At 65.3% G+C, this 20,678-nt stretch carries 16 protein-coding genes; all 16 read left to right on the forward strand.

What is annotated here, in order from left to right; translation table 11 throughout:
- Window positions 1-80 precede the first annotated feature (80 nt).
- The 16 genes from dksA to HU735_RS12300 all read left to right on the forward strand — a co-directional run bounded on the left by dksA (window position 81) and on the right by HU735_RS12300 (window position 20,664).
- Complete coding sequence (dksA, locus tag HU735_RS12225) at window positions 81-524, forward strand: RNA polymerase-binding protein DksA (RefSeq protein WP_050706966.1); 444 nt, start codon at window positions 81-83, stop codon at window positions 522-524.
- A 100-nt stretch (window positions 525-624) separates the two neighbouring features.
- The gene (gene gluQRS, locus HU735_RS12230) at window positions 625-1,512 is read left to right on the forward strand and encodes a tRNA glutamyl-Q(34) synthetase GluQRS (protein ID WP_186713738.1); all 888 of its coding nucleotides are present in this window, start codon (window positions 625-627) and stop codon (window positions 1,510-1,512) included.
- Between the two features lie 224 nt (window positions 1,513-1,736).
- Window positions 1,737-1,913: a hypothetical protein gene (locus HU735_RS12235; RefSeq protein ID WP_003250005.1), complete on the forward strand. Its 177-nt coding sequence runs from the start codon at window positions 1,737-1,739 to the stop codon at window positions 1,911-1,913.
- Window positions 1,897-4,872, forward strand: a complete 2,976-nt coding sequence (locus HU735_RS12240; protein ID WP_186713739.1) for a sensor histidine kinase — start codon at window positions 1,897-1,899, stop codon at window positions 4,870-4,872. Before HU735_RS12235 ends, HU735_RS12240 begins: the two co-directional genes overlap by 17 nt.
- Before the next feature lie 4 nt (window positions 4,873-4,876).
- On the forward strand, window positions 4,877-6,319 hold the full coding sequence (locus HU735_RS12245; RefSeq protein ID WP_050706969.1) for a sigma-54 dependent transcriptional regulator: 1,443 nt from the start codon (window positions 4,877-4,879) through the stop codon (window positions 6,317-6,319).
- Window positions 6,320-7,080: 761 nt separating this feature from the next.
- The gene (locus HU735_RS12250) at window positions 7,081-8,475 is read left to right on the forward strand and encodes a polynucleotide adenylyltransferase PcnB (protein ID WP_050706970.1); all 1,395 of its coding nucleotides are present in this window, start codon (window positions 7,081-7,083) and stop codon (window positions 8,473-8,475) included.
- A gap of 2 nt (window positions 8,476-8,477) precedes the next feature.
- Window positions 8,478-8,957 (forward strand): 2-amino-4-hydroxy-6-hydroxymethyldihydropteridine diphosphokinase, encoded by a 480-nt coding sequence (gene folK / locus HU735_RS12255; protein WP_050706971.1) that lies wholly within the window; start codon window positions 8,478-8,480, stop codon window positions 8,955-8,957.
- Window positions 8,958-9,207: 250 nt separating this feature from the next.
- The gene (gene panB / locus HU735_RS12260) at window positions 9,208-10,008 is read left to right on the forward strand and encodes a 3-methyl-2-oxobutanoate hydroxymethyltransferase (RefSeq protein ID WP_050706972.1); all 801 of its coding nucleotides are present in this window, start codon (window positions 9,208-9,210) and stop codon (window positions 10,006-10,008) included.
- The gene (gene panC / locus HU735_RS12265) at window positions 10,005-10,868 is read left to right on the forward strand and encodes a pantoate--beta-alanine ligase (protein ID WP_186713740.1); all 864 of its coding nucleotides are present in this window, start codon (window positions 10,005-10,007) and stop codon (window positions 10,866-10,868) included. Before panB ends, panC begins: the two co-directional genes overlap by 4 nt.
- A 187-nt stretch (window positions 10,869-11,055) precedes the next feature.
- Window positions 11,056-12,720: a glucose-6-phosphate isomerase gene (pgi, locus tag HU735_RS12270; protein ID WP_186713741.1), complete on the forward strand. Its 1,665-nt coding sequence runs from the start codon at window positions 11,056-11,058 to the stop codon at window positions 12,718-12,720.
- A gap of 179 nt (window positions 12,721-12,899) precedes the next feature.
- Window positions 12,900-14,834, forward strand: a complete 1,935-nt coding sequence (gene acs, locus HU735_RS12275; RefSeq protein ID WP_186713742.1) for an acetate--CoA ligase — start codon at window positions 12,900-12,902, stop codon at window positions 14,832-14,834.
- Window positions 14,835-14,909: 75 nt separating this feature from the next.
- Window positions 14,910-15,212: a metalloregulator ArsR/SmtB family transcription factor gene (locus tag HU735_RS12280; protein ID WP_050706976.1), complete on the forward strand. Its 303-nt coding sequence runs from the start codon at window positions 14,910-14,912 to the stop codon at window positions 15,210-15,212.
- Window positions 15,213-15,381: 169 nt separating this feature from the next.
- Window positions 15,382-16,365 carry a zinc-dependent alcohol dehydrogenase family protein gene (locus HU735_RS12285; protein ID WP_186713743.1) on the forward strand — a complete coding sequence of 328 codons (984 nt, stop codon included), beginning with the start codon at window positions 15,382-15,384 and terminating at the stop codon, window positions 16,363-16,365.
- 28 nt (window positions 16,366-16,393) lie between these two features.
- Window positions 16,394-16,747, forward strand: a complete 354-nt coding sequence (locus tag HU735_RS12290; RefSeq protein ID WP_186713744.1) for an antibiotic biosynthesis monooxygenase — start codon at window positions 16,394-16,396, stop codon at window positions 16,745-16,747.
- Window positions 16,748-16,778: 31 nt separating this feature from the next.
- The gene (locus HU735_RS12295) at window positions 16,779-17,648 is read left to right on the forward strand and encodes an oxygenase MpaB family protein (RefSeq protein WP_186713745.1); all 870 of its coding nucleotides are present in this window, start codon (window positions 16,779-16,781) and stop codon (window positions 17,646-17,648) included.
- 79 nt (window positions 17,649-17,727) lie between these two features.
- A complete protein-coding gene (locus HU735_RS12300; protein ID WP_186713746.1) occupies window positions 17,728-20,664 on the forward strand; it encodes a DUF748 domain-containing protein in 2,937 nt (978 codons plus the stop codon).
- Window positions 20,665-20,678: the final 14 nt, after the last annotated feature.

The raw sequence follows: 20,678 nt of genomic DNA on the forward strand, positions 1-20,678 counted from the left end.
CTCGCAGTCGCAGGGCCGGCGGGCGCCGGAGATGGAAGCAGCCTGCGCATTGGATCAGATGAGTGAGAGGCGGTCTATTCATGTCCACCGTAGAAAAGCAAAAAGTCCAGACCATGTACGGTGTCGAACCCTACGTAGAGACCAAGGGTGAGGAGTACATGGGCGAGCCCATGAAGAAGCACTTCACCAAGCTCCTCAACGCCTGGAAAGGCGAGCTGATGGTCAGTGTGGATCGCACCGTGGACCACATGAAGGACGAAGCAGCCAACTTCCCCGACCCGGCGGACCGTGCCAGCCAGGAAGAAGAATTCGCCCTGGAGCTGCGCAACCGCGATCGCGAGCGCAAGCTGATCAAGAAGATCGACAAGACCCTCGACAAGATCAAGGCCGACGAGTACGGCTGGTGCGACTCCTGCGGCATCGAGATCGGCCTGCGCCGCCTCGAGGCCCGTCCGACCGCCGACCTGTGCTTCGACTGCAAGGAAATTGCAGAGAAGAAGGAAAAGACTGTCGGTAAAGGCTGATCCCGGACCCTCGCAGACGGGGCGTATCGGTTGTGGAGGCGGGCTTGCCCGCTTTCCACGACGGGTACGCCCCGTCTTCATTTATATAGCTGTGCAATCCATGAACGACTCCCGCTACATCGGCCGCTTCGCCCCCACCCCCAGCGGCTTCCTGCACTTCGGCTCGCTGGTCGCCGCCCTCGCCTCCTGGCTCGACGCCCGCGCCGTGAACGGCCGCTGGCTGCTGCGTATGGAAGACACCGACCCGCCCCGGGAGATGCCCGGCGCCCGTGACGCGATCCTGCAGACACTGGAACGTTACGGGCTGGAGTGGGACGGCGAGGTGGTGTTCCAGAGCCAGCGTCACGACGCCTATGCCGCGGTGGTCGACCGCCTGTTCAACATGGGCCTGGCCTATGCCTGCACCTGCTCGCGCAAGCAGCTGGAAGGGCACAACGGCATCTACCCGGGCTTTTGCCGCAACGCCGGGCACGCCCGCGAAGGCGCGGCGATCCGTCTGCGGGTGCCGGAGCTGATCTACCGATTCAGCGACCGGGTCCAGGGCACCTTCGAGCAACACCTGGGCCGCGAGGTGGGCGACTTCGTCATCCAACGTCGCGACGGGCTGTATGCCTATCAACTGGCGGTTGTGCTGGACGACGCCTGGCAGGGTGTCACCGATATCGTGCGCGGCGCCGACCTGCTGGACAACACGCCGCGCCAGCTGTACCTGCAGGAGTTGCTGGGGTTCTCGCAGCCGCGTTACCTGCACATTCCATTGATCGTGCAGCCGGACGGGCACAAGCTGGGCAAGTCGTACCGCTCGCCACCGCTGGAGGCGGACCAGGCGACGCCGTTGCTGCTACGAGCCCTGCGGGCATTGGGGCAGGAGGCGGATCCGGCACTGGCGGGGGCCAGCCCGGCCGAGGTGCTGGCGGTGGCCCGGCAGCAGTGGCGGCCGGAGCACATTACGCGGCAGATGACGGTGCCCGAGGCTGAATTGCGCTAAAGCAGTACCGGCCCTATCGCGGGGCAAGCCCGCTCCCACGCAGACCACATTGGCATCGTGGGAGCGGGCTTGCCCCGCGATAGGGCCGGGACACCCAATACCAAAATCAAAAGCCCAACAAATTCAACCCCTTGGCGAACCCTACCGATTCCCGCTAGCATCGCCCCAGCCATTTGCGCCAATAATAAGTCCAAGCCCGCAGCGCCCAACCCATCGAGGCCAGCATGTACATCTATCGTTTGGTCCTGCTTCTGGTCGTGGGGATCTACCTGTTCTCCCCGGCCATCATGGACTGGTGGATCGAACCGACCGGTGCCTGGTACCGCCCCTACCTGCTCTGGCTGATCCTGATCGTCGTCACCTTCATCCTGCAGAGCCAACGAGATGCCGATGAGCTTTAGCCTGACCCAGATGATCCTGATCAGCACCGCCTACCTGCTGGTGCTGTTCGGCGTGGCCTGGATCAGCGAACGTGGGCTGATCCCGCGCGCGGTCATCCGCCACCCCCTGACCTACACCCTGTCGCTGGGCGTCTACGCCAGCGCCTGGGCCTTCTATGGTTCGGTCGGCCTGGCCTACCAGTACGGCTACGGCTTCCTCGCCTGTTACCTGGGTGTGTCGGGTGCCTTCCTGCTGGCGCCGGTGCTGCTCTACCCGATCCTCAAGATCACCCGCACCTACCAGCTGTCGTCGCTGGCCGACCTGCTGGCGTTTCGTTTTCGCAGCACCTGGGCCGGCGCGCTGACCACCATCTTCATGCTGATCGGCGTGCTGCCGCTGCTGGCCCTGCAGATCCAGGCGGTGGCCGACTCGATCAGCATCCTCACCGGCGAACCGGTCAAGGCACGGGTGGCATTCGCCTTCTGCGTGCTGATCGTGCTGTTCACCATCTTCTTCGGCTCGCGCCATATCGCCACCCGCGAGAAGCATGAAGGCCTGGTGTTCGCCATCGCCTTCGAATCGGTGATCAAGCTGCTGGCCCTGGGCGGCGTCGGCCTCTATGCGCTGTACGGCGTGTTCGGCGGGCCACACGGCCTGGAAGTCTGGCTGCTGCAGAACCAGACCGCCCTCGCCGCCCTGCACACGCCGCTGCAGGAAGGGCCATGGCGTACCCTGCTGCTGGTGTTCTTCGCCTCGGCGATCGTCATGCCGCACATGTACCACATGGCCTTCACCGAGAACTTGAGCCCGCGCTCGCTGGTCAGCGCCAGCTGGGGCCTGCCGCTGTTCCTGCTGCTGATGAGCCTGGCCGTGCCGCTGGTGCTGTGGGCCGGCCTGCGCCTGGGCGCCAGCACCAACCCCGAATACTTCACCCTGGGCCTGGGCATCGCCGCCAACAACGAAGCGCTGGCGCTGCTGGCCTATGTCGGCGGGCTGTCGGCCGCCAGCGGGCTGATCATCGTCACCACCCTGGCGCTGTCGGGCATGGCCTTGAACCACCTGGTGCTGCCGCTGTACCAGCCGCCGGCCGAAGGCAACATCTACCGCTGGCTGAAATGGACCCGCCGGGCGCTGATCGTCGCCATCATCACCGCCGGCTTCATCTTCTACCTGACCCAGAACACCCACCAGAGCCTGGCCAACCTGGGCATCGTCGCCTTCGTCGCCACCCTGCAGTTCCTGCCCGGCGTGCTTTCGGTGCTGTACTGGCCGACCGCCAACCGTCGCGGCTTCATCGCCGGTCTGCTGGCCGGCATGCTGGTGTGGATGGTGACCATGCTGCTGCCGCTGCTGGGCAACCTGCAGGGCTTCTATATCCCGCTGCTGGACATGATCTACGTGCTGGACGACACCAGCTGGCACATGGCGGCCATCGCCTCGCTGGCGGCCAACGTCCTGCTGTTCACCCTGATCTCGCTGTTCACCAACGCCAGCAGCGAAGAAGTCAGCGCCGCCGAGGCCTGCGCGGTGGACAACGTGCGTCGCCCGCAACGCCGCGAGCTGCACGCCGCCTCGCCCCAGGAGTTCGCCACCCAGCTGGCCAAGCCGCTGGGCGCCAAGGCCGCGCAGAAAGAGGTGGAACAGGCCCTGCGCGACCTCTACCTGCCCTTCGACGAGCGCCGCCCCTACGCCCTGCGCCGCCTGCGCGACCGCATCGAGGCCAACCTCTCCGGCCTGATGGGTCCGAGCGTGGCCCAGGACATGGTCGAGACCTTCCTGCCCTATAAATCCGGCAACGAGAACTACGTCACCGAGGACATCCACTTCATCGAAAGCCGCCTCGAGGACTACCACTCACGTCTGACAGGCCTTGCCGCCGAGCTCGACGCCTTGCGCCGCTACCACCGCCAGACCCTGCAGGAACTGCCCATGGGCGTGTGCTCGCTGGCCAAGGACCAGGAGATCCTGATGTGGAACAAGGCCATGGAGGAGCTTACCGGGATCGCCGCCAAGCACGTGGTCGGTTCGCGCCTGGTGACCATCGGCGAGCCCTGGCGCGGCCTGCTGCAAGGCTTCATCAACGTGCCCGACGAACACCTGCACAAGCAGCGGCTGGCCCTCGATGGCCAGCCGCGCTGGCTCAACCTGCACAAGGCGGCCATCGACGAGCCGCTGGCCCCGGGCAACAGCGGCCTGGTGCTGCTGGTCGAGGACCTCACCGAGACCCAGGCGCTGGAAGACAAGCTGGTGCACTCCGAACGCCTGGCCAGCATCGGTCGCCTGGCGGCGGGCGTGGCCCATGAGATCGGCAACCCGATCACCGGCATCGCCTGCCTGGCGCAAAACCTGCGCGAGGAGCGCGAGGGCGACGGTGAGATCATCGAGCTGTCCAGCCAGATCCTCGAACAGACCAAGCGCGTGTCGCGCATCGTCCAGTCGCTGATGAGCTTCGCCCATGCCGGCGGCAGCCAGCAGAACAGCGAGGAGCCGGTGTGCCTGGCCGAAGTCGCGCAGGACGCCATTGGTCTGCTGGCGTTGAACCGGCGCAATTTCGAAGTACAGTTCTTCAACCTCTGCGACCCGGAGCACTGGGTCGAGGGCGACCCGCAGCGCCTGGCCCAGGTGCTGATCAACCTGCTTTCCAACGCCCGCGACGCCTCCCCTCCCGGCAGCGCCGTGCGCGTGCGCAGCGAAGTGAACGAACACACCGTCGACCTGATCGTCGAGGACGAAGGCAGCGGTATTCCGAAAAGCATCATGGACCGCCTCTTCGAACCCTTCTTCACCACCAAGGACCCGGGCGAAGGCACCGGACTGGGGCTCGCTCTGGTCTATTCCATCGTGGAAGAGCATTATGGGCAAATCACCATCGACAGCCCGGCCGACATCGAGCGCCAACGTGGTACCCGGATCCGCGTGACCCTGCCCCGGCATGTCGTAGCGACGTCCCCTGAAATTCGAGACCGTCGAGAGAATTGAATCAATGCCGCACATTCTGATCGTCGAAGACGAAACCATCATCCGTTCGGCCCTGCGTCGCCTGCTCGAACGGAACCAGTACCAGGTCAGCGAAGCCGGCTCGGTGCAGGAAGCCCAGGAACGCTTCAGCATTGCCACCTTCGACCTGATCGTCAGCGACCTGCGCCTGCCGGGCGCCCCGGGCACCGAGCTGATCAAGCTTGGCCAGGGCACCCCGGTGCTGATCATGACCAGCTACGCCAGCCTGCGCTCGGCGGTGGACTCGATGAAGATGGGCGCGGTGGACTACATCGCCAAGCCCTTCGACCATGACGAGATGCTCCAGGCCGTGGCCCGTATCCTGCGCGACCGGCAGAACGCACCAGCGGCCGCACCAGCCGCCGAGCCACGCGCAGGCAACGGCAAGGCCGCCAGCGACAAGGCAGGTAGCGCGGCCGCCAACGGCGAGATCGGCATCATCGGTTCCTGCCCGCCCATGCAGGACATGTACGTCAAGATTCGCAAGGTCGCCCCGACCGACTCCAATGTACTGATCCAGGGCGAGTCGGGCACCGGCAAGGAGCTGGTCGCCCGCGCCCTGCACAACCTCTCGCGCCGGGCCAAGGCACCGATGATCTCGGTGAACTGCGCGGCGATTCCCGAGACCCTGATCGAATCGGAGCTGTTCGGCCACGAGAAGGGCGCGTTCACCGGTGCCAGCGCCGGGCGCGCGGGCCTGGTCGAGGCCGCCGACGGCGGCACCCTGTTCCTCGACGAGATCGGCGAACTGCCCCTGGAAGCCCAGGCCCGCCTGCTGCGCGTGCTGCAGGAGGGCGAGATCCGCCGGGTCGGGTCGGTGCAGTCGCAGAAGGTCGATGTGCGCCTGATCGCCGCGACCCACCGCGACCTGAAGAACCTGGCCAAGGCCGGGCAGTTCCGCGAAGACCTGTACTACCGCCTGCACGTGATCGCCCTGAAGCTGCCGGCCCTGCGCGAGCGCGGCAGCGACGTCAACGAGATCGCCAATGCCTTCCTTGCCCGCCAGAGCGCGCGCATCGGCCGCGACGACCTGCATTTCTCCCACGAAGCCGAGCAGGCCATCCGTCACTACAGCTGGCCGGGCAACGTGCGCGAACTGGAGAACGCCGTGGAGCGCGCGGTGATTCTCAGCGAGAGCGCGGAGATTTCCGCCGACCTGCTGGGCATCGATATCGAGCTGAGCGACCTGGAAGACGACGACGTGCTGGACAACCTGCCGACCCTGGCCGGCGCCAACAGCGCCAGCCACGAGCCGACCGAGGACCTGTCGCTGGAGGACTACTTCCAGCATTTCGTCCTCGAGCACCAGGACCACATGACCGAGACCGAGCTGGCGCGCAAGCTGGGCGTCAGCCGCAAATGCCTGTGGGAACGCCGCCAGCGCCTGGGTATCCCGCGACGCAAGAGCAACGCCACCAGCGACAACTGATTCAACGCCGACAGCTCGCGGGGAAAGCCCGCTCCCACGCACCAGGCAAGGGTGGCGTGGGAGCGGGCTTTCCCCGCGATGCGTTTGCGCGGTAACACATCAGTTCCCGCAAAAATCTGTTACCCACCCTGTCAGCCGTAACATCCCCCGAGGCGTAAGGTAACGAAATTTCTACATTTGCCCCGCCCAAAAACCTGCCTGAACCGCTGCCCCCCCTATTTCATTGGGTTTTCAAAAGTTGGCACGGCACCTGCTATATGTCTGGTACAAGAACAATAACAAGCACTGCAACTCAGAATAAGAACAAGACGAAACGGCTCACGCACAATAAGAACAAGACGGCGGAGGCGCAGCTAACTGATTCTTTTGGAGAGGCGTTGTGTTTGGGGCTTGCCCCACGATCAGGCAGAGAACAACAAAAACTGCACTCAAAAGCAGCACCTGAACTGATTGGATCGACAGATCAGCATCAACTCGGCGACCAAAGCAATCCGTTTGCTCTTCACCCCCGGTTTGGGGGTCGTCCACAAGCTTCGAGATTTGTGGACAGGGCATTCAACAAAAACAAGAAGCCCGGCAAAAAAACAATAAGAGCACGCAACGACTTTGATGGGGAGCTTCGGCTCCCCATGTCGTTTCTCCCTTTCGCATCGCCCTTGCCACACCGCCTACACCATTCCCCCAGTAAATGCTAGAATCCCCGCCCATCATGCGGCCATTCTCCTATCCTTGGCCGATCATTCCTTCAAACAGTGCATCCCATGCTGAAGAAGCTGTTCCAGTCGTTCCGCCCGCCCGTTCGTGGCCAGCACCACAGGCGCACCACGCCTGAAGTGATCAACAAGAGCCAGCACTCGCTGCAGCGCAGCCAGTTCAGCCGCCATGCCGTGGGCATCGTCGAGCGCCTGCAGGCAGCCGGTTACCAGGCCTACCTGGTCGGTGGCTGCGTGCGCGACCTGCTGCTGGGCATCACGCCCAAGGACTTCGACGTCGCCACCAGCGCCACGCCCGAGCAGGTCCGCGCGGAGTTCCGCAACGCCCGCATCATTGGCCGGCGTTTCAAGCTGGTGCACGTGCATTTCGGCCGTGACATCATCGAGGTCGCCACCTTCCGTGCCCCGCACTCGGATGAAGACCAGTCCGATAGCCACCGCTCGTCGCACAATGCCAGTGGCCGCATCCTGCGCGACAACGTGTACGGCACCCTGGAAGAAGACGCGCAACGCCGCGACTTCACCATCAACGCCCTGTACTACGACCCGGTCAGCGAGCGCATCCTCGACTACGCCAACGGTGTCCACGACATCCGAAACCGCCTGCTGCGCCTGATCGGCGATCCGACGCACCGCTACCAGGAAGACCCGGTACGCATGCTGCGCGCCGTGCGCTTCGCCGCCAAGCTGGACTTCGGCATCGAGAAACACACCGTGCAGCCGATCCGCGAGCTGGCGCCCATGCTGCGTGACATCCCACCAGCACGCCTGTTCGAGGAGAGCCTCAAGCTGTTCCTCAACGGCCAGGGCGCGATCACCTTCGAGATGCTGGTCGACCTGCAATTGTTCGAGCCACTGTTCCCGGCCAGCAGCCAGGCCCTGGAAGAGCGCCCGACCTACACCCACACCCTGATCAGCCAGGCCTTGAGCAACACCGACCTGCGCGTCAAGCAGGGCAAGCCGGTGACCCCGGCGTTCCTCTTCGCCGCCCTGCTCTGGCCGGCCCTGCCGGGCCGTGCGCTGTACCTGCAGAGCCAAGGCGTGCCGCCGATCCCGGCCATGAACGGCGCGGCCCACGACCTGATCGCCGAACAGTGCGCCCGCATTGCCATCCCCAAGCGCTTCACCCTGCCGATCCGCGAGATCTGGGACATGCAGGAGCGCCTGCCACGACGCAGCGGCAAGCGTGCCGACATGCTGCTGGACAACCCGCGCTTCCGCGCCGGCTACGACTTCCTGCTGCTGCGTGAAAGCGCCGGCGAGGAAACCGACGGCCTGGGCGAATGGTGGACCGACTACCAGGACGCCAACGACAGTCAGCGCCGCGACATGATCCGCGAGCTCGGCAGCCGCGACGACGGCGCCGGCGGTACTGCCGGCCCACGCAAGCGCAAACGCAGCGGCGGCAAACGCAAGCGCGACGACGAGCAGGCCTGGGACTGAGCATGAACACCCGTGCGTTCATCGGCCTGGGCAGCAACCTGGATGAGCCCGCCGAGCAGCTGCGCAGCGCCCTGCAGGCGCTGGACCTGATCGCCGACACCCGCCTGGCGGCGGCCTCGGCGCTCTACACCAGCGACTCGCTGCTGCCCGGCCAGCCGCGCTACACCAATGCCGTGGCGGCCATCGACACGGCCTTGGCTCCGCTGGACCTGCTCGACGCGCTGCAAGCCATCGAGAACGACCAGGGCCGCGTGCGTCAGGAGCGCTGGGGCCCACGCACCCTCGACCTCGACGTGCTACTGTTCGGTGACCAGGTCATCGACGTGCCGCGCTTGCAGGTGCCGCACTACCACATGCACGCCCGCCCCTTCGTGCTCTACCCGCTCGCCGAGCTGGTGCCCGCCGAATTCCGCCTCGCCGATGGCCGCGCCCTGGCGCAGCTGCTCGAAGATTGTCCGTTCGTCGGCCTGGAACGCCTGTAATTCGGGCGTTTCCGACGGCGGTAACGCCAGTAACACCGGTGCCGTAACAATGCGGTAACACGGCTGGTTGACTTCCCCCACCTCGCTCACGACTATAGGCGTCCCGCGGCGCCACTCTGCCGCAATCACCCATTTAGGCTCGGACGGACCTGTGCCCGAACATCACAGACGATTATGTGCCGCTCCGGAAGATGAATACACGCGTTGTACGCAGTTGTTGTTCACAGCGCCTGAACGAGGATTCCCCTACATGCCTGAAGTAACCCTGACCACCCTGCACGGCCTGAAGGCCAAGGGTGAGAAAATCACCATGCTGACCTGCTACGACGCGACCTTCGCCAAGGCCGCCAGCCAGGCCGGCGTGGAAGTCCTGCTGGTGGGCGACTCCCTGGGGATGGTCCTGCAGGGCCATGACAGCACCCTGCCCGTCACCAACCGCGACATGGCCTACCACACCGCCTGCGTCAAACGCGGCAATGATGGCGCGCTGATCCTCGCCGACCTGCCGTTCATGGCCCACGCCACCCCCGAGCAGGCCTTCGCCAACGCCGCCGAACTTATGCGCGCCGGCGCCCACATGCTCAAGATCGAAGGCGCCGCCTGGCTCGGCGAGACCATCCGCCTGCTGGCCGAGCGCGGCGTGCCGGTGTGCGCGCACATGGGCCTGACCCCGCAGACCGTCAACGTGCTGGGCGGCTACAAGGTCCAGGGTCGCCAGGAAGCCCAGGCCCGCCAGATGCGCGCCGACGCCATCGCCCTGGAGCAGGCCGGCGCGGCCATGCTGCTGCTCGAGTGCGTGCCCAGCGAGCTGGCGGCGGAGATTACCCAGGCGGTGAGCATTCCGGTTATCGGCATCGGCGCCGGCAGCGCCACCGATGGCCAGGTGCTGGTCCTGCATGACATGCTCGGGCTGTCGCTCAGCGGCCGCGTGCCGAAGTTCGTGAAGAACTTCATGGCCGGCCAGCCGGACATCCAGAGTGCCCTGGCCGCCTATGTCCGTGCGGTCAAGGACGTCAGCTTCCCTGGCAGCGAGCATGGGTTCAGCGCATGAATACCGTCAAGACCGTCCGTGAACTGCGTGCCGCCGTGGCCCGCGCCCGTGGCGAGGGCAAGCGCATCGGCTTCGTGCCGACCATGGGCAACCTGCACAGCGGCCATGCCGCCCTGGTGATCAAGGCCGCCCAGCGCGCCGACTTCGTGGTCGCCAGCATCTTCGTCAACCCGCTGCAGTTCGGCGCTGGCGAAGACCTGGACAAGTACCCCCGCACCCTAGTCGCCGACCAGGAAACACTGCTCCAGGCAGGCTGTCACCTGCTGTTCGCCCCCACCGTCGAGGAGATGTACCCCGACGGCATGGCGGTGCAGACCCGGGTGAGCGTGCCGCAGCTGTCCGAAGGCCTGTGCGGCGCCAGCCGCCCCGGGCACTTCGAAGGCGTGGCGACGGTGGTCAGCAAGCTGTTCAACATGGTCCAGCCGGACCTTGCCGTGTTCGGCGAAAAGGACTTCCAGCAACTGGCGGTGATCCGCGCCATGGTGCGCGACCTGAACATGCCGATCCAGATCATCGGCGAGCCGACCGTGCGCGCCGAAGACGGCCTGGCGCTGTCGTCGCGCAATGGCTACCTGACGCCGGAGCAACGTGCCACCGCCCCGGTGCTGTACCGCACCCTGAGCGGCATCGCCGACGCCCTGCGCCGTGGCCAACGTGACTTCGCGGCGCTGATCGCCGAAGGCCAGGCCCAACTGGAAGCGGCAGGCCTGCGCAAGGACTACCTGGAAGTGCGCCATGCCCTGACGCTGCGCCCGGCGATGATCGACGACCGTGACCTGGTGGTGATCGCGGCGGCGTACCTGGGCAACACCCGGCTGATCGACAACATCTACCTGCACCTGGAAGAGCAGACCGCCTGAGATCCCTGCGTGGGCGCGGCGAACCGCCGCCCCACGCACGCCAGGTATCAGGCCGGTGACAATTTTAATCCACACCGTTCGCCTCCCCCCATTCCCGCCTTGGCGCCAATGCCTATAATGTCCAGCTTGCAACCGGCAACGAATGCCGCTGTCCAAGCCTGACCATGCACCAAGGAAACCACCCGCAATGGCGTATTACCGTACCCCCCACGATGTGACGGCGCTGCCCGCCTGGCAGGCGCTTCAGCAACACCGCGACGCCATGCAGGGCTTCAGCATGCGCGAAGCCTTCGCCGCCGACGGCAAGCGCTTCGAGCAGTTCTCCTTGAGCAGCTGCGGCCTGTTCCTCGACTACTCGAAGAACCTGATCACCGAGCAGACCCGTGACCTGCTGGTGAACCTGGCCAGGGACGTCGACCTGGAAGCGGCCATCAAGTCGATGTTCAGCGGCGAGATCATCAACGCCTCCGAAGGCCGCCCGGTGCTGCACACCGCCCTGCGCCGCCCGGTCGGCGACAAGCTCAGCGTGAACGGCGTCAACGTGATGCCGGAAGTGCACAAGGTGCTCAACCAGATCACCGAGCTGGTCGGTCGCATCCACGACGGCCTGTGGCGCGGCTACAGCGAAAAACCGATCACCGACGTGGTCAATATCGGCATCGGCGGCTCGTTCCTCGGCCCCGAGCTGGTCTCCGAGGCGCTGCTGCCCTACGCCCAGCGCGGCGTGCGCTGCCACTACCTGGCGAACATCGACGGCAGCGAATTCCACGAGCTGTCGGCCAACCTGCGCGCCGAGACCACCCTGTTCATCGTCTCGTCGAAGTCGTTCAACACCCTGGAAACCCTGAAGAACGCCCAGGCCGCACGCACCTGGTACCTGGCCCAGGGCGGTTCGGAAGCCGAGCTGTACCGCCACTTCATCGCCGTCTCGAGCAACAAGGCCGCGGCCGTGGCCTTCGGCATCCGCGAAGAGAACATCTTCCCGATGTGGGACTGGGTCGGTGGGCGCTACTCGCTGTGGTCGGCCATCGGCCTGCCGATCGCCCTGGCCATCGGCACCGCCAACTTCAAGGAACTGCTGTCCGGCGCCTACACCATGGACCAGCACTTCCAGACCGCGCCGTTCGAGAAGAACATGCCGGTGCTGCTGGCCCTGCTGGGCGTGTGGTACGGCAACTTCTGGGGCGCCCAGGCCCACGCGATCCTGCCGTACGACCACTACCTGCGCAACATCACCAAGCACCTGCAGCAGCTGGACATGGAATCCAACGGCAAGAGCGTGCTGCAGGACGGCACCCCGGTGAAGACCGACACCGGCCCGGTGATCTGGGGCGGCGTCGGCTGCAACGGCCAGCACGCCTACCACCAGTTGCTGCACCAGGGCACCCAGCTGATCCCGGCCGACTTCATCGTGCCGGTGGTGAGCTTCAACCCGGTGGCGGACCACCATCAGTGGCTGTACGCCAACTGCCTGTCGCAGAGCCAGGCGCTGATGCTCGGTAAAACCCGCGAGGAAGCCGAGACCGAACTGCGCGCCAAGGGCCTGAACGAGGCCGATATCGCCAAGCTGGCGCCGCACAAGGTGATCCCGGGCAACCGTCCGAGCAACACCCTGGTGGTCGAGCGCATCAGCCCGCGCCGTCTTGGCGCGCTGGTGGCGATGTATGAGCACAAGGTGTTCGTGCAGAGCGTGGTCTGGGGCATCAACGCCTTCGACCAGTGGGGCGTGGAGCTGGGCAAGGAACTGGGCAAGGGTGTCTACCAGCGCCTGGTCGGCGCCCAGGAGGACAACGCCGAGGATGGCTCGACCCAGGGCCTGATCAACTACTTCCGCGGCCGTCATCGCGGCTGATCCACTTCCTGCACCGGCCTCTTCGCGGGTAAACCCGCTCCCACAGGTTCAGTGAAATCCCTGTGGGAGCGGGTTTACCCGCGAAGAGGCCGGCACAGGCTGAACATCTCATCCAGCTACACTGTCCATCGAATAGCCGTTGCAGTCCCTCGCCCCTAACAAGAGCAGGACCACCCGCCATGTTCGATATCCGCGACTATCCCCAGGCCCTGGCCGTGAGCCAGTCCGCCACCCTCAGCGACGACGACTACCGCCGCCTCTACCGCCAGTCGGTGGATGATCCCGACACCTTCTGGGCCGAACAGGCCAGGCGCCTGGACTGGATCAAGCCCTGGTCGAGCGTGCAGCAATGCGATCTGAACACCGGCAGCGCCCGCTGGTTTGACGGCGCACAGCTGAATGTCAGCCATAACTGCATCGACCGACACCTGGCCCAGCGCGGCGAGCAGACCGCACTGCTCTGGGAAGGCGACGATCCAGCGGACAGCAAGGCCATCAGCTACCGCGAACTGCACCGCCAGGTCTGCCGCCTGGCCAATGCCCTGAAGGCGCGCGGCGTGAAGAAAGGCGACCGTGTGTGCATCTACATGCCAATGATCCCCGAAGCCGCCTACGCCATGCTCGCCTGCACGCGCATCGGCGCCATCCACTCGGTGGTGTTCGGCGGCTTCTCCCCCGATGCCCTGCGCGACCGCATCCTCGACGCCGACTGCCGTACCGTGATCACCGCCGACGAAGGCGTGCGTGGCGGCAAGCGCATTGCGCTCAAGCAGAATGTCGACAAGGCCCTCGCCAGCTGCCCGGCGGTGAGCAGCGTGTTCGTGATCAAGCGTACCGGCGCTGATGTGGCCTGGAGCGAAGGCCGCGACCTCTGGTACCACGAAGTGACGGAAAAGGCCGCTGACGACTGCCCGGTTGAACCGATGAACGCCGAGGATCCGCTGTTCATCCTCTACACCTCGGGCAGTACCGGCAAACCCAAGGGCGTGCTGCACACCACCGCCGGCTACCTGCTGCAGGCGACCATGACCTTCAAGACCGTGTTCGACTACCGTGACGGCGAGGTGTTCTGGTGCACCGCCGACGTCGGCTGGGTCACCGGCCACAGCTATATCGTCTATGGCCCACTGGCCAACGGCGCGATCTCGCTGATGTTCGAGGGCGTGCCCAACTACCCCGACACCTCGCGCTTCTGGCAGGTGGTCGACAAGCATCGGGTGAACATCTTCTACACCGCGCCCACCGCCCTGCGCGCGCTGATGCGTGAAGGCCCCGGCCCCTTGCAAAGTACCTCGCGCCAGAGCCTGCGCCTGCTCGGCAGCGTCGGCGAGCCGATCAACCCGGAAGCCTGGGAATGGTACTTCGAGGCCGTCGGGCAGAAGCGCTGCCCCATCGTCGACACCTGGTGGCAGACCGAGACCGGCGGCATCATGCTCACCCCCCTCCCCGGCACGCCACGGCTCAAGCCGGGCTGCGCCACCCAGCCGATGTTCGGCGTGCAACCGGTACTGCTGGACGACAAAGGCAAGCTGATCGAAGGCCCCGGCGCCGGACTGCTGGCGATCAAGGCCAGCTGGCCCGGGCAGATCCGTAGCGTCTACGGCGACCACCAACGCATGGTCGACACCTACTTCAAGCCGATGCCCGGCTACTACTTCACCGGCGACGGCGCCCGCCGCGACGCCGATGGCGACTACTGGATCACCGGGCGCATCGACGATGTGATCAATGTCTCCGGCCACCGTATCGGTACCGCCGAGGTGGAGAGCGCCCTGGTGCTGCACGACAGCGTCGCCGAGGCCGCCGTGGTCGGCTACCCCCACGACCTCAAGGGCCAGGGGGTATATGCCTTCGTCACCCCCATGAACGGCGTCGTGCCGGACGACGCGCTCAAAGCCGAACTGCTGGCCCTGGTCAGCAAGGAGATCGGCAGCTTCGCCAAGCCTGAACTGATCCAGTGGGCCCCTGCCCTGCCCAAGACCCGCTCGGGCAAGATCATGCGGCGCATCCTGCGCAAGATCGCCTGCAACGAACTGGACAACCTTGGCGACACCTCTACCCTCGCCGACCCCAGCGTGGTCCAGGGCCTGATTGACAAACGCCTGAACCAATAGGCCTCTCGCAGGGCGGCCTTTGCCGGCCGACCTGCGGTGAATTGACATATCGGTAAATGCCGATATTATCGCGTCATGGAACTGCTCGACGTATTCAAGGCACTCTCGAACCGCACACGCCTCGAGATCCTCAAAGGCCTGAAAGACCCGGTGAAACACTTTCCTCCACAGGACGAAGGTGACGTTCACACCGTGGGTGTCTGTGTGAGCAGTATCCAGGAAGGCGTGGGGCTGTCGCAGTCGACGGTGTCCGACTATCTGGCCACACTGCAGCGTGCAGGCCTGGTCGAGGTCCGCCGCATTGGCCAGTGGACCTACTACAAGCGCAACGAAGCGGCCATCAGCGCGCTCGCCGAGCTGATCGGCAGCGAACTGTAGGGTTTGCTTTTACCCTTATATATCGATATTTCTCGATATCCCGTTTTAACGAAACCAAGGAGTCATCACCGAGGTGCCTGCCAGGCGCCCAGAAACTGAAAGGCAGCTTGATCTCATTTAATACATCGATATTTCTCGATATCCCTTTTTATCGAAGCGAGGAAACACCATGAAAGCGTTGATACTGGATGCCTTCGGCGGCCCGGATGCGTTCGTCTATCGCGACATCGCCAAACCGGTGCCAGCGGCCGGGCAGGTGCTGGTCCGAGTGCATGCCACCTCCGTCAACCCGCTGGACTACCAGGTGCGCCGCGGCGACTATCCCGACCTGGTGCCGCTGCCGGCCATTACCGGGCACGACGTCTCCGGCGTCGTCGAGGCCGTCGGGCCTGGGGTAACGGCGTTCAGCCCCGGTGACGAGGTGTGGTACACCCCGCAGATCTTCGAGGGCGCTGGCAGCTATGCCGAATACCACGTCGCCGCCGAAGGCATCGTCGGCCGGAAGCCGCCGTCGCTGAGCCATCTCGAGGCGGCAAGCCTGAGCCTGGTCGGCGGCACGGCCTGGGAGGCGCTGGTGGTCCGCGCGGCGCTCAGGGTGGGCGAGCGCATCCTGGTGCATGGCGGTGCCGGCGGCGTCGGTCATGTGGCGATCCAGCTGGCCAAGGCCATGGGCGCCAGGGTCTTCACCACGGTGCGCGAAGCGAATGCCGAATTCGTGCGGCGCATGGGCGCCGATGTGGTCATCGACTACGAGCGCCAGGACTATGTCGACGTCATCCTCAAGGAAACTGCAGGCCAGGGCGTCGATGTGGTGTTCGACACCATCGGCGGCGATGCCCTGTCTCGCAGCCCGGACGCCCTGGCCCAGTTGGGACGCGTGGTGTCGATCGTGGACATCGCGCAGCCGCAGAACCTCATCCAGGCCTGGGGCAAGAACGCGAGCTATCACTTCGTCTTCACCCGGCAGCAGCGCGGCAAGCTCGATGAGCTGAGCGCGCTGGTCGAGCGCGGACAACTGCGGCCACATGTGGGCGCCGTCTATCCCCTGGCCGACGTTGCGCTCGCCCATGCCCGGCTGCAAAGCCCCAACAATGGCCTGCAAGGAAAGATCGCCATTGCGGTCGTGCCTGCGGCCGCCCCAGCCAGCGTTTGACGCCCCCCATCATCCAACGAGAACCGCCATGATCTACGAAATCGCCATACTTCCCATCCAACCGGCACATCTCGACAGCTTCAGGCACGCCTTCGCCGAAGTCGCCCCTCTGCTCAGCCGGGCCAATGGGCACATCAGCCACCTGCTCGCGCAAGGGGTCGAGACACCCCATCAATTCAACCTGATCGTCCAGTGGCAATCCCTCGAGGATCACACGCCTGGCTTCGAGGCCAGTGAAGACCACCAGGTCTTCATGGCCCACCTGTCGCCGTATTTTTCCGAGGAGCCCACGGTTTATCATGTCCAGGGTGGCGCGTTCGAGACGCGCGCCACCTCAGACCCGGCTGATGACCGGCTGAACGATAAACGCCTCAATTCATAGACGGCCGCCATGGCGGCCAGCACAGGTCGCCATGGAAGTCCTACGTCGTCGCATCGAAACCCAGGTCATGAGCCTCACCGGGCTGGCCCTCGGCCAGCTCGACCTGGAATCGCCCAAGGGTGATCCTGGCCTGTTCGGCCCACAGAGCATCAGCTGGCAGGTGCATGGCGACTTCCCCAGCATGCTGGTGGGCGGTATCAGCGCATTGATGTTGCAACTGCTGCACCCACTGGCACTGGCCGGGGTATGGGACCACTCGAACTTCCGCCAGGATCTGCTCGGACGCCTGCGCCGTACCAGCCAGTTCATCTCCGGCACCACCTTCGGCTCGACCCGTGACGCCGAGTGGCTGATCGACAAGGTCCGCACCATCCACCTCAAGGTCACCGGCACCGCGCCCGACGGCCGTCCCTATGCGGCCAGCGACCCCGACCTGCTGACCTGGGTGCATGTGGCCGAAGTCAGCAGCTTCCTCGCCGCCCACCTGCGTTATCGCAACCCCCGTCTGCCACGCGCCGAGCAGGACGCCTACTACGACGAGATCGCGCTGATCGCCGAGCGTCTCGGCGCACGAGACGTGCCACGTTCCTGCGCCGAGGTCGACGACTACCTGCGCCGCATGCGCCCGCAACTGCAGTGCGACGCGCGCAGCCTGGAGGTGGTGGACATCCTGCTCAAGGCCCCGGCGCCTAGCCGGATGGCCGAGCCGGTGGGCAAGCTGATGCTCAAGGCCGGCATCGACCTGCTGCCCGAATGGGCCAGCGAAATGCTCGGCCTGCAACTGGGCGCGGTCGAGCGGCGCATGATCCGCCTGGGCCTGAACAACACCGCCCCGGTGCTGCGCTGGGCCATGCGAAACGGTTCGGCGCACCGCGCGCGGCGGCGCATGGGCATCGAATGAGGTATTTTGCCCCGTTCATCGGAACCGATTTAACGTGCCATACTCCAAGCACTCCAGCCTGATACAGACGAAGCGACACATGCCCAAAGGATTGACCCGCGCTCTCGGCGCACTGCTGGCCCTCGTGGCCCTGTACGGCCTGCTCGGCTTTTTCATTCTCCCCGGTGTCGCCCTGCGCATCGCCAACCAGCAGCTGGCGCAGTACGCCACGGTGCCGGCGCACCTGCAGCGCATCGAGCTCAACCCGTTCAGCCTTGAGCTGACCCTCTGGGGCCTGCAGATCGGCGAACCCGGCAAGGAGCAGGTCGGCTTCGAGCGCCTGTATGCCAACCTCGCCCTCGACAGCCTGTGGACCAAGGCCCTGCGCCTGGACGCCGTGGAACTGGACAAGCCGCGCACCGAGCTGCTGTTCGCCAAGGACGGCAGCCTCAACCTGGCCCAGCTGTTCAAGATTCCGCCCAGCGAGCCCAAGCCGGAGGAGCCGCCCAGCGACCCGTTCCCGCTGCGCATCGCCAGCATCAAGCTCAGCGAGGGCTACCTGCACTTCCAGGACCTGCGCCCGAGCGAACCGATCGAGTTCCTCTACGACTCGATGAACCTGGAGCTGAAGAACCTCAGCACCCTGCCCGACGACAACGCCGACATGACCCTGGTGGCCAACGGCCCGGCCGGCGGGCGCATCGACTGGAGCGGCACCCTGAGCCTGGCGCCGATCGCCTCCGAAGGCACCCTCAAGGTCACCGACGGCAAGATGAAGCTGTTCTGGCCTTATGTGCGCGACGCCGTGCCGCTGGTGCTGGAAGACGGCATGGTCAGCCTCGACACCCACTACAAACTCAACCTCGCCAAGGAAACCGAGCTGCTGCTCGACAACACCTCGGTGCGGGTCGCGCCGTTCGCCATCAAGGCCCCGGACGGGCGCCCGCTGGCCCGCCTGGCCAGCCTGGAGGTCAGCGAGACCTCCATCGACCTGGCCAAACAGCTGGTCACCGTCGGCAAGATTCGCAGTGAGAAGCTGGAGACCTGGGCGGCCCTGGAGAAGGACGGCCAGCTCGACTGGCAGAAGCTGTTCGCCAGCCAGCCGGCCAAGGCCACGCCGAAGGAAAAGACCGAGCCCGCCGCCGCCGAACCGACCGCGGAAGAACAGGCCGCCAAGGAACCGAGCAAGCCCTGGCAGGTTCTGCTCAAGGACGTGCAGGCACGCAATTACCTGGTTCACCTGGCCGACCGTAGCCAGAAGGAGCCTGTGGCTCTGGATGTCGGCCCGCTCAACCTCGACCTGCAGAACTTCGACAGCCTCAACCAGTCGCCCTTCACCCTCAAACTCGACACCGGCGTAGGCAAGCAGGGCAAGCTGCAGGCCGCGGGCCAGGTCAACCTGGCACCGGTCACGGCGAAACTCGACGTCGCCACCCGCGACATCGACCTGCGGGTCGCCCAGGCCTACATCAGCCCGTTCATCCGCCTGGAGCTGCGCAGCGGCATGCTCTCCAGCGACCTCAAGGTCGACCTCAAGAGCACCGAGCCACTGGCCTTCAGTATCACCGGCAAGGCCCAGGCCAACCAGCTGCACACCCTGGACACCATCAAGAACCGCGACTTCGTCAAATGGCAGCAGGTCAACGTCGATGGCCTGTCCTATGTGCACGGCGATGCCCTGTCGATCGACAAGGTCACCCTGCTGCAACCCTATGCGCGCTTCATCATCAACGAAGACCGCACCACCAACGTCGACGACCTGCTGATCCCGCAACCGGCGGACAAGCCGGCCGCGGCGCCGAGCAAACCGGCGGCGTCCGGCAGTGGCAAGGAGCTGGGCATTCGTATTGGCCAGATCAGTATCAACGATGGTTCGGCCAACTTCGCCGACCTGACCCTTACGCCGAACTTCGCCACCGCCGTGCAGCAGCTCAATGGCCAGATCGGCACCATCGACAACCGCAAGCCGTCGCCGGCCAAGGTGGATATCAAGGGCAAGGTGGACCGCTACGCGCCGGTCACCATCAAAGGCGCGCTCAACCCGTTCAACCCGCTGGCCAGCCTGGACATCGCCACCAGCTTCAAACGTGTCGAGCTGACCACCCTCACCCCCTACTCCGGCAAGTTCGCGGGCATGCGCATCCGCAAGGGTCGGCTGAACCTCGACCTGCACTACCTGATCACCAACGGCCAGCTCAAGGCCGAGAACAAGGTGGTGATCGAGCAGTTGCAACTGGGCGAGAAAGTCGACAGCCCGGACGCCGTGGACCTGCCGATCCGCCTGGCGGTCGCCCTGCTCAAGGACACCGAAGGCAGGATCTCCATCGAGCTGCCGGTGTCGGGCGACCTCAACAACCCGCAGTTCAGCGTGATGCCGATCGTCTGGCAGACCCTGCGCAACCTGGTGTTGCGCGCGGCCCAGGCGCCGTTCAAGCTGCTCGGCGGGCTGGTTTCGGGCGGCGGCGCGGAAGACCTGGGCAACGTCTCGTTCGCGGCAGGCTCCAGCGACCTGACCCCTGAAGTGCAGACGTCCCTGGACAAGCTCGCCTCGGCTCTCAAGGAGCGTCCCGAGCTGCGCCTGGAGATCGAGGGTACCGCCGCCCAGAGCAGCGACGGACCGCTGATCGCCCAGCAGCGCCTGGAGCGCGAGTACCAGGCCACCTGGTACAAGATCCTCCAGCGCCGCGGCGACAAGGTGCCGGCCAACGCCTCGTTGCTGGTGGTAGATGACAGCGACAAGCCGGCGATGCTCGAAGGTATCTACCGCAACCGCCTGAAGCAGCAGCCGCCGGCCGAATGGGAGAAGCTTGGCCGTGACGAGCGCACCGCCAAGCTGCGCGAGGCGGTGATCAAGTCCTGGGCGGAAAGCACCGCACTGCTGCGTACCCTCGGCCAGGAACGCGCCAGCAGCATCAAGGACTACCTGGTGGACAAGGGCCAGCTGGAAGATGACCGGGTGTACTTCATCGACACCAATCTTGGCCAGGCAGAGAGCGATGGGCGTGTGGTGACGCCGATGCACCTGGATGCCGAGTAACCCTTCACCACCGA

It is taken from the genome of Pseudomonas sp. BW16M2 (assembly GCF_014268865.1).
GTDB lineage: Bacteria > Pseudomonadota > Gammaproteobacteria > Pseudomonadales > Pseudomonadaceae > Aquipseudomonas > Aquipseudomonas peradeniyensis.

Coding starts and splice junctions, on each gene's coding strand:
- dksA (WP_050706966.1), top strand. CDS start 81: ATGTCCACCGTAGAAAAGCAAAAAGTCCAGACCATGTACGGTGTCGAA.
- gluQRS (WP_186713738.1), top strand. CDS start 625: ATGAACGACTCCCGCTACATCGGCCGCTTCGCCCCCACCCCCAGCGGC.
- HU735_RS12235 (WP_003250005.1), top strand. CDS start 1,737: ATGTACATCTATCGTTTGGTCCTGCTTCTGGTCGTGGGGATCTACCTG.
- HU735_RS12240 (WP_186713739.1), top strand. CDS start 1,897: ATGCCGATGAGCTTTAGCCTGACCCAGATGATCCTGATCAGCACCGCC.
- HU735_RS12245 (WP_050706969.1), top strand. CDS start 4,877: ATGCCGCACATTCTGATCGTCGAAGACGAAACCATCATCCGTTCGGCC.
- HU735_RS12250 (WP_050706970.1), top strand. CDS start 7,081: ATGCTGAAGAAGCTGTTCCAGTCGTTCCGCCCGCCCGTTCGTGGCCAG.
- folK (WP_050706971.1), top strand. CDS start 8,478: ATGAACACCCGTGCGTTCATCGGCCTGGGCAGCAACCTGGATGAGCCC.
- panB (WP_050706972.1), top strand. CDS start 9,208: ATGCCTGAAGTAACCCTGACCACCCTGCACGGCCTGAAGGCCAAGGGT.
- panC (WP_186713740.1), top strand. CDS start 10,005: ATGAATACCGTCAAGACCGTCCGTGAACTGCGTGCCGCCGTGGCCCGC.
- pgi (WP_186713741.1), top strand. CDS start 11,056: ATGGCGTATTACCGTACCCCCCACGATGTGACGGCGCTGCCCGCCTGG.
- acs (WP_186713742.1), top strand. CDS start 12,900: ATGTTCGATATCCGCGACTATCCCCAGGCCCTGGCCGTGAGCCAGTCC.
- HU735_RS12280 (WP_050706976.1), top strand. CDS start 14,910: ATGGAACTGCTCGACGTATTCAAGGCACTCTCGAACCGCACACGCCTC.
- HU735_RS12285 (WP_186713743.1), top strand. CDS start 15,382: ATGAAAGCGTTGATACTGGATGCCTTCGGCGGCCCGGATGCGTTCGTC.
- HU735_RS12290 (WP_186713744.1), top strand. CDS start 16,394: ATGATCTACGAAATCGCCATACTTCCCATCCAACCGGCACATCTCGAC.
- HU735_RS12295 (WP_186713745.1), top strand. CDS start 16,779: ATGGAAGTCCTACGTCGTCGCATCGAAACCCAGGTCATGAGCCTCACC.
- HU735_RS12300 (WP_186713746.1), top strand. CDS start 17,728: ATGCCCAAAGGATTGACCCGCGCTCTCGGCGCACTGCTGGCCCTCGTG.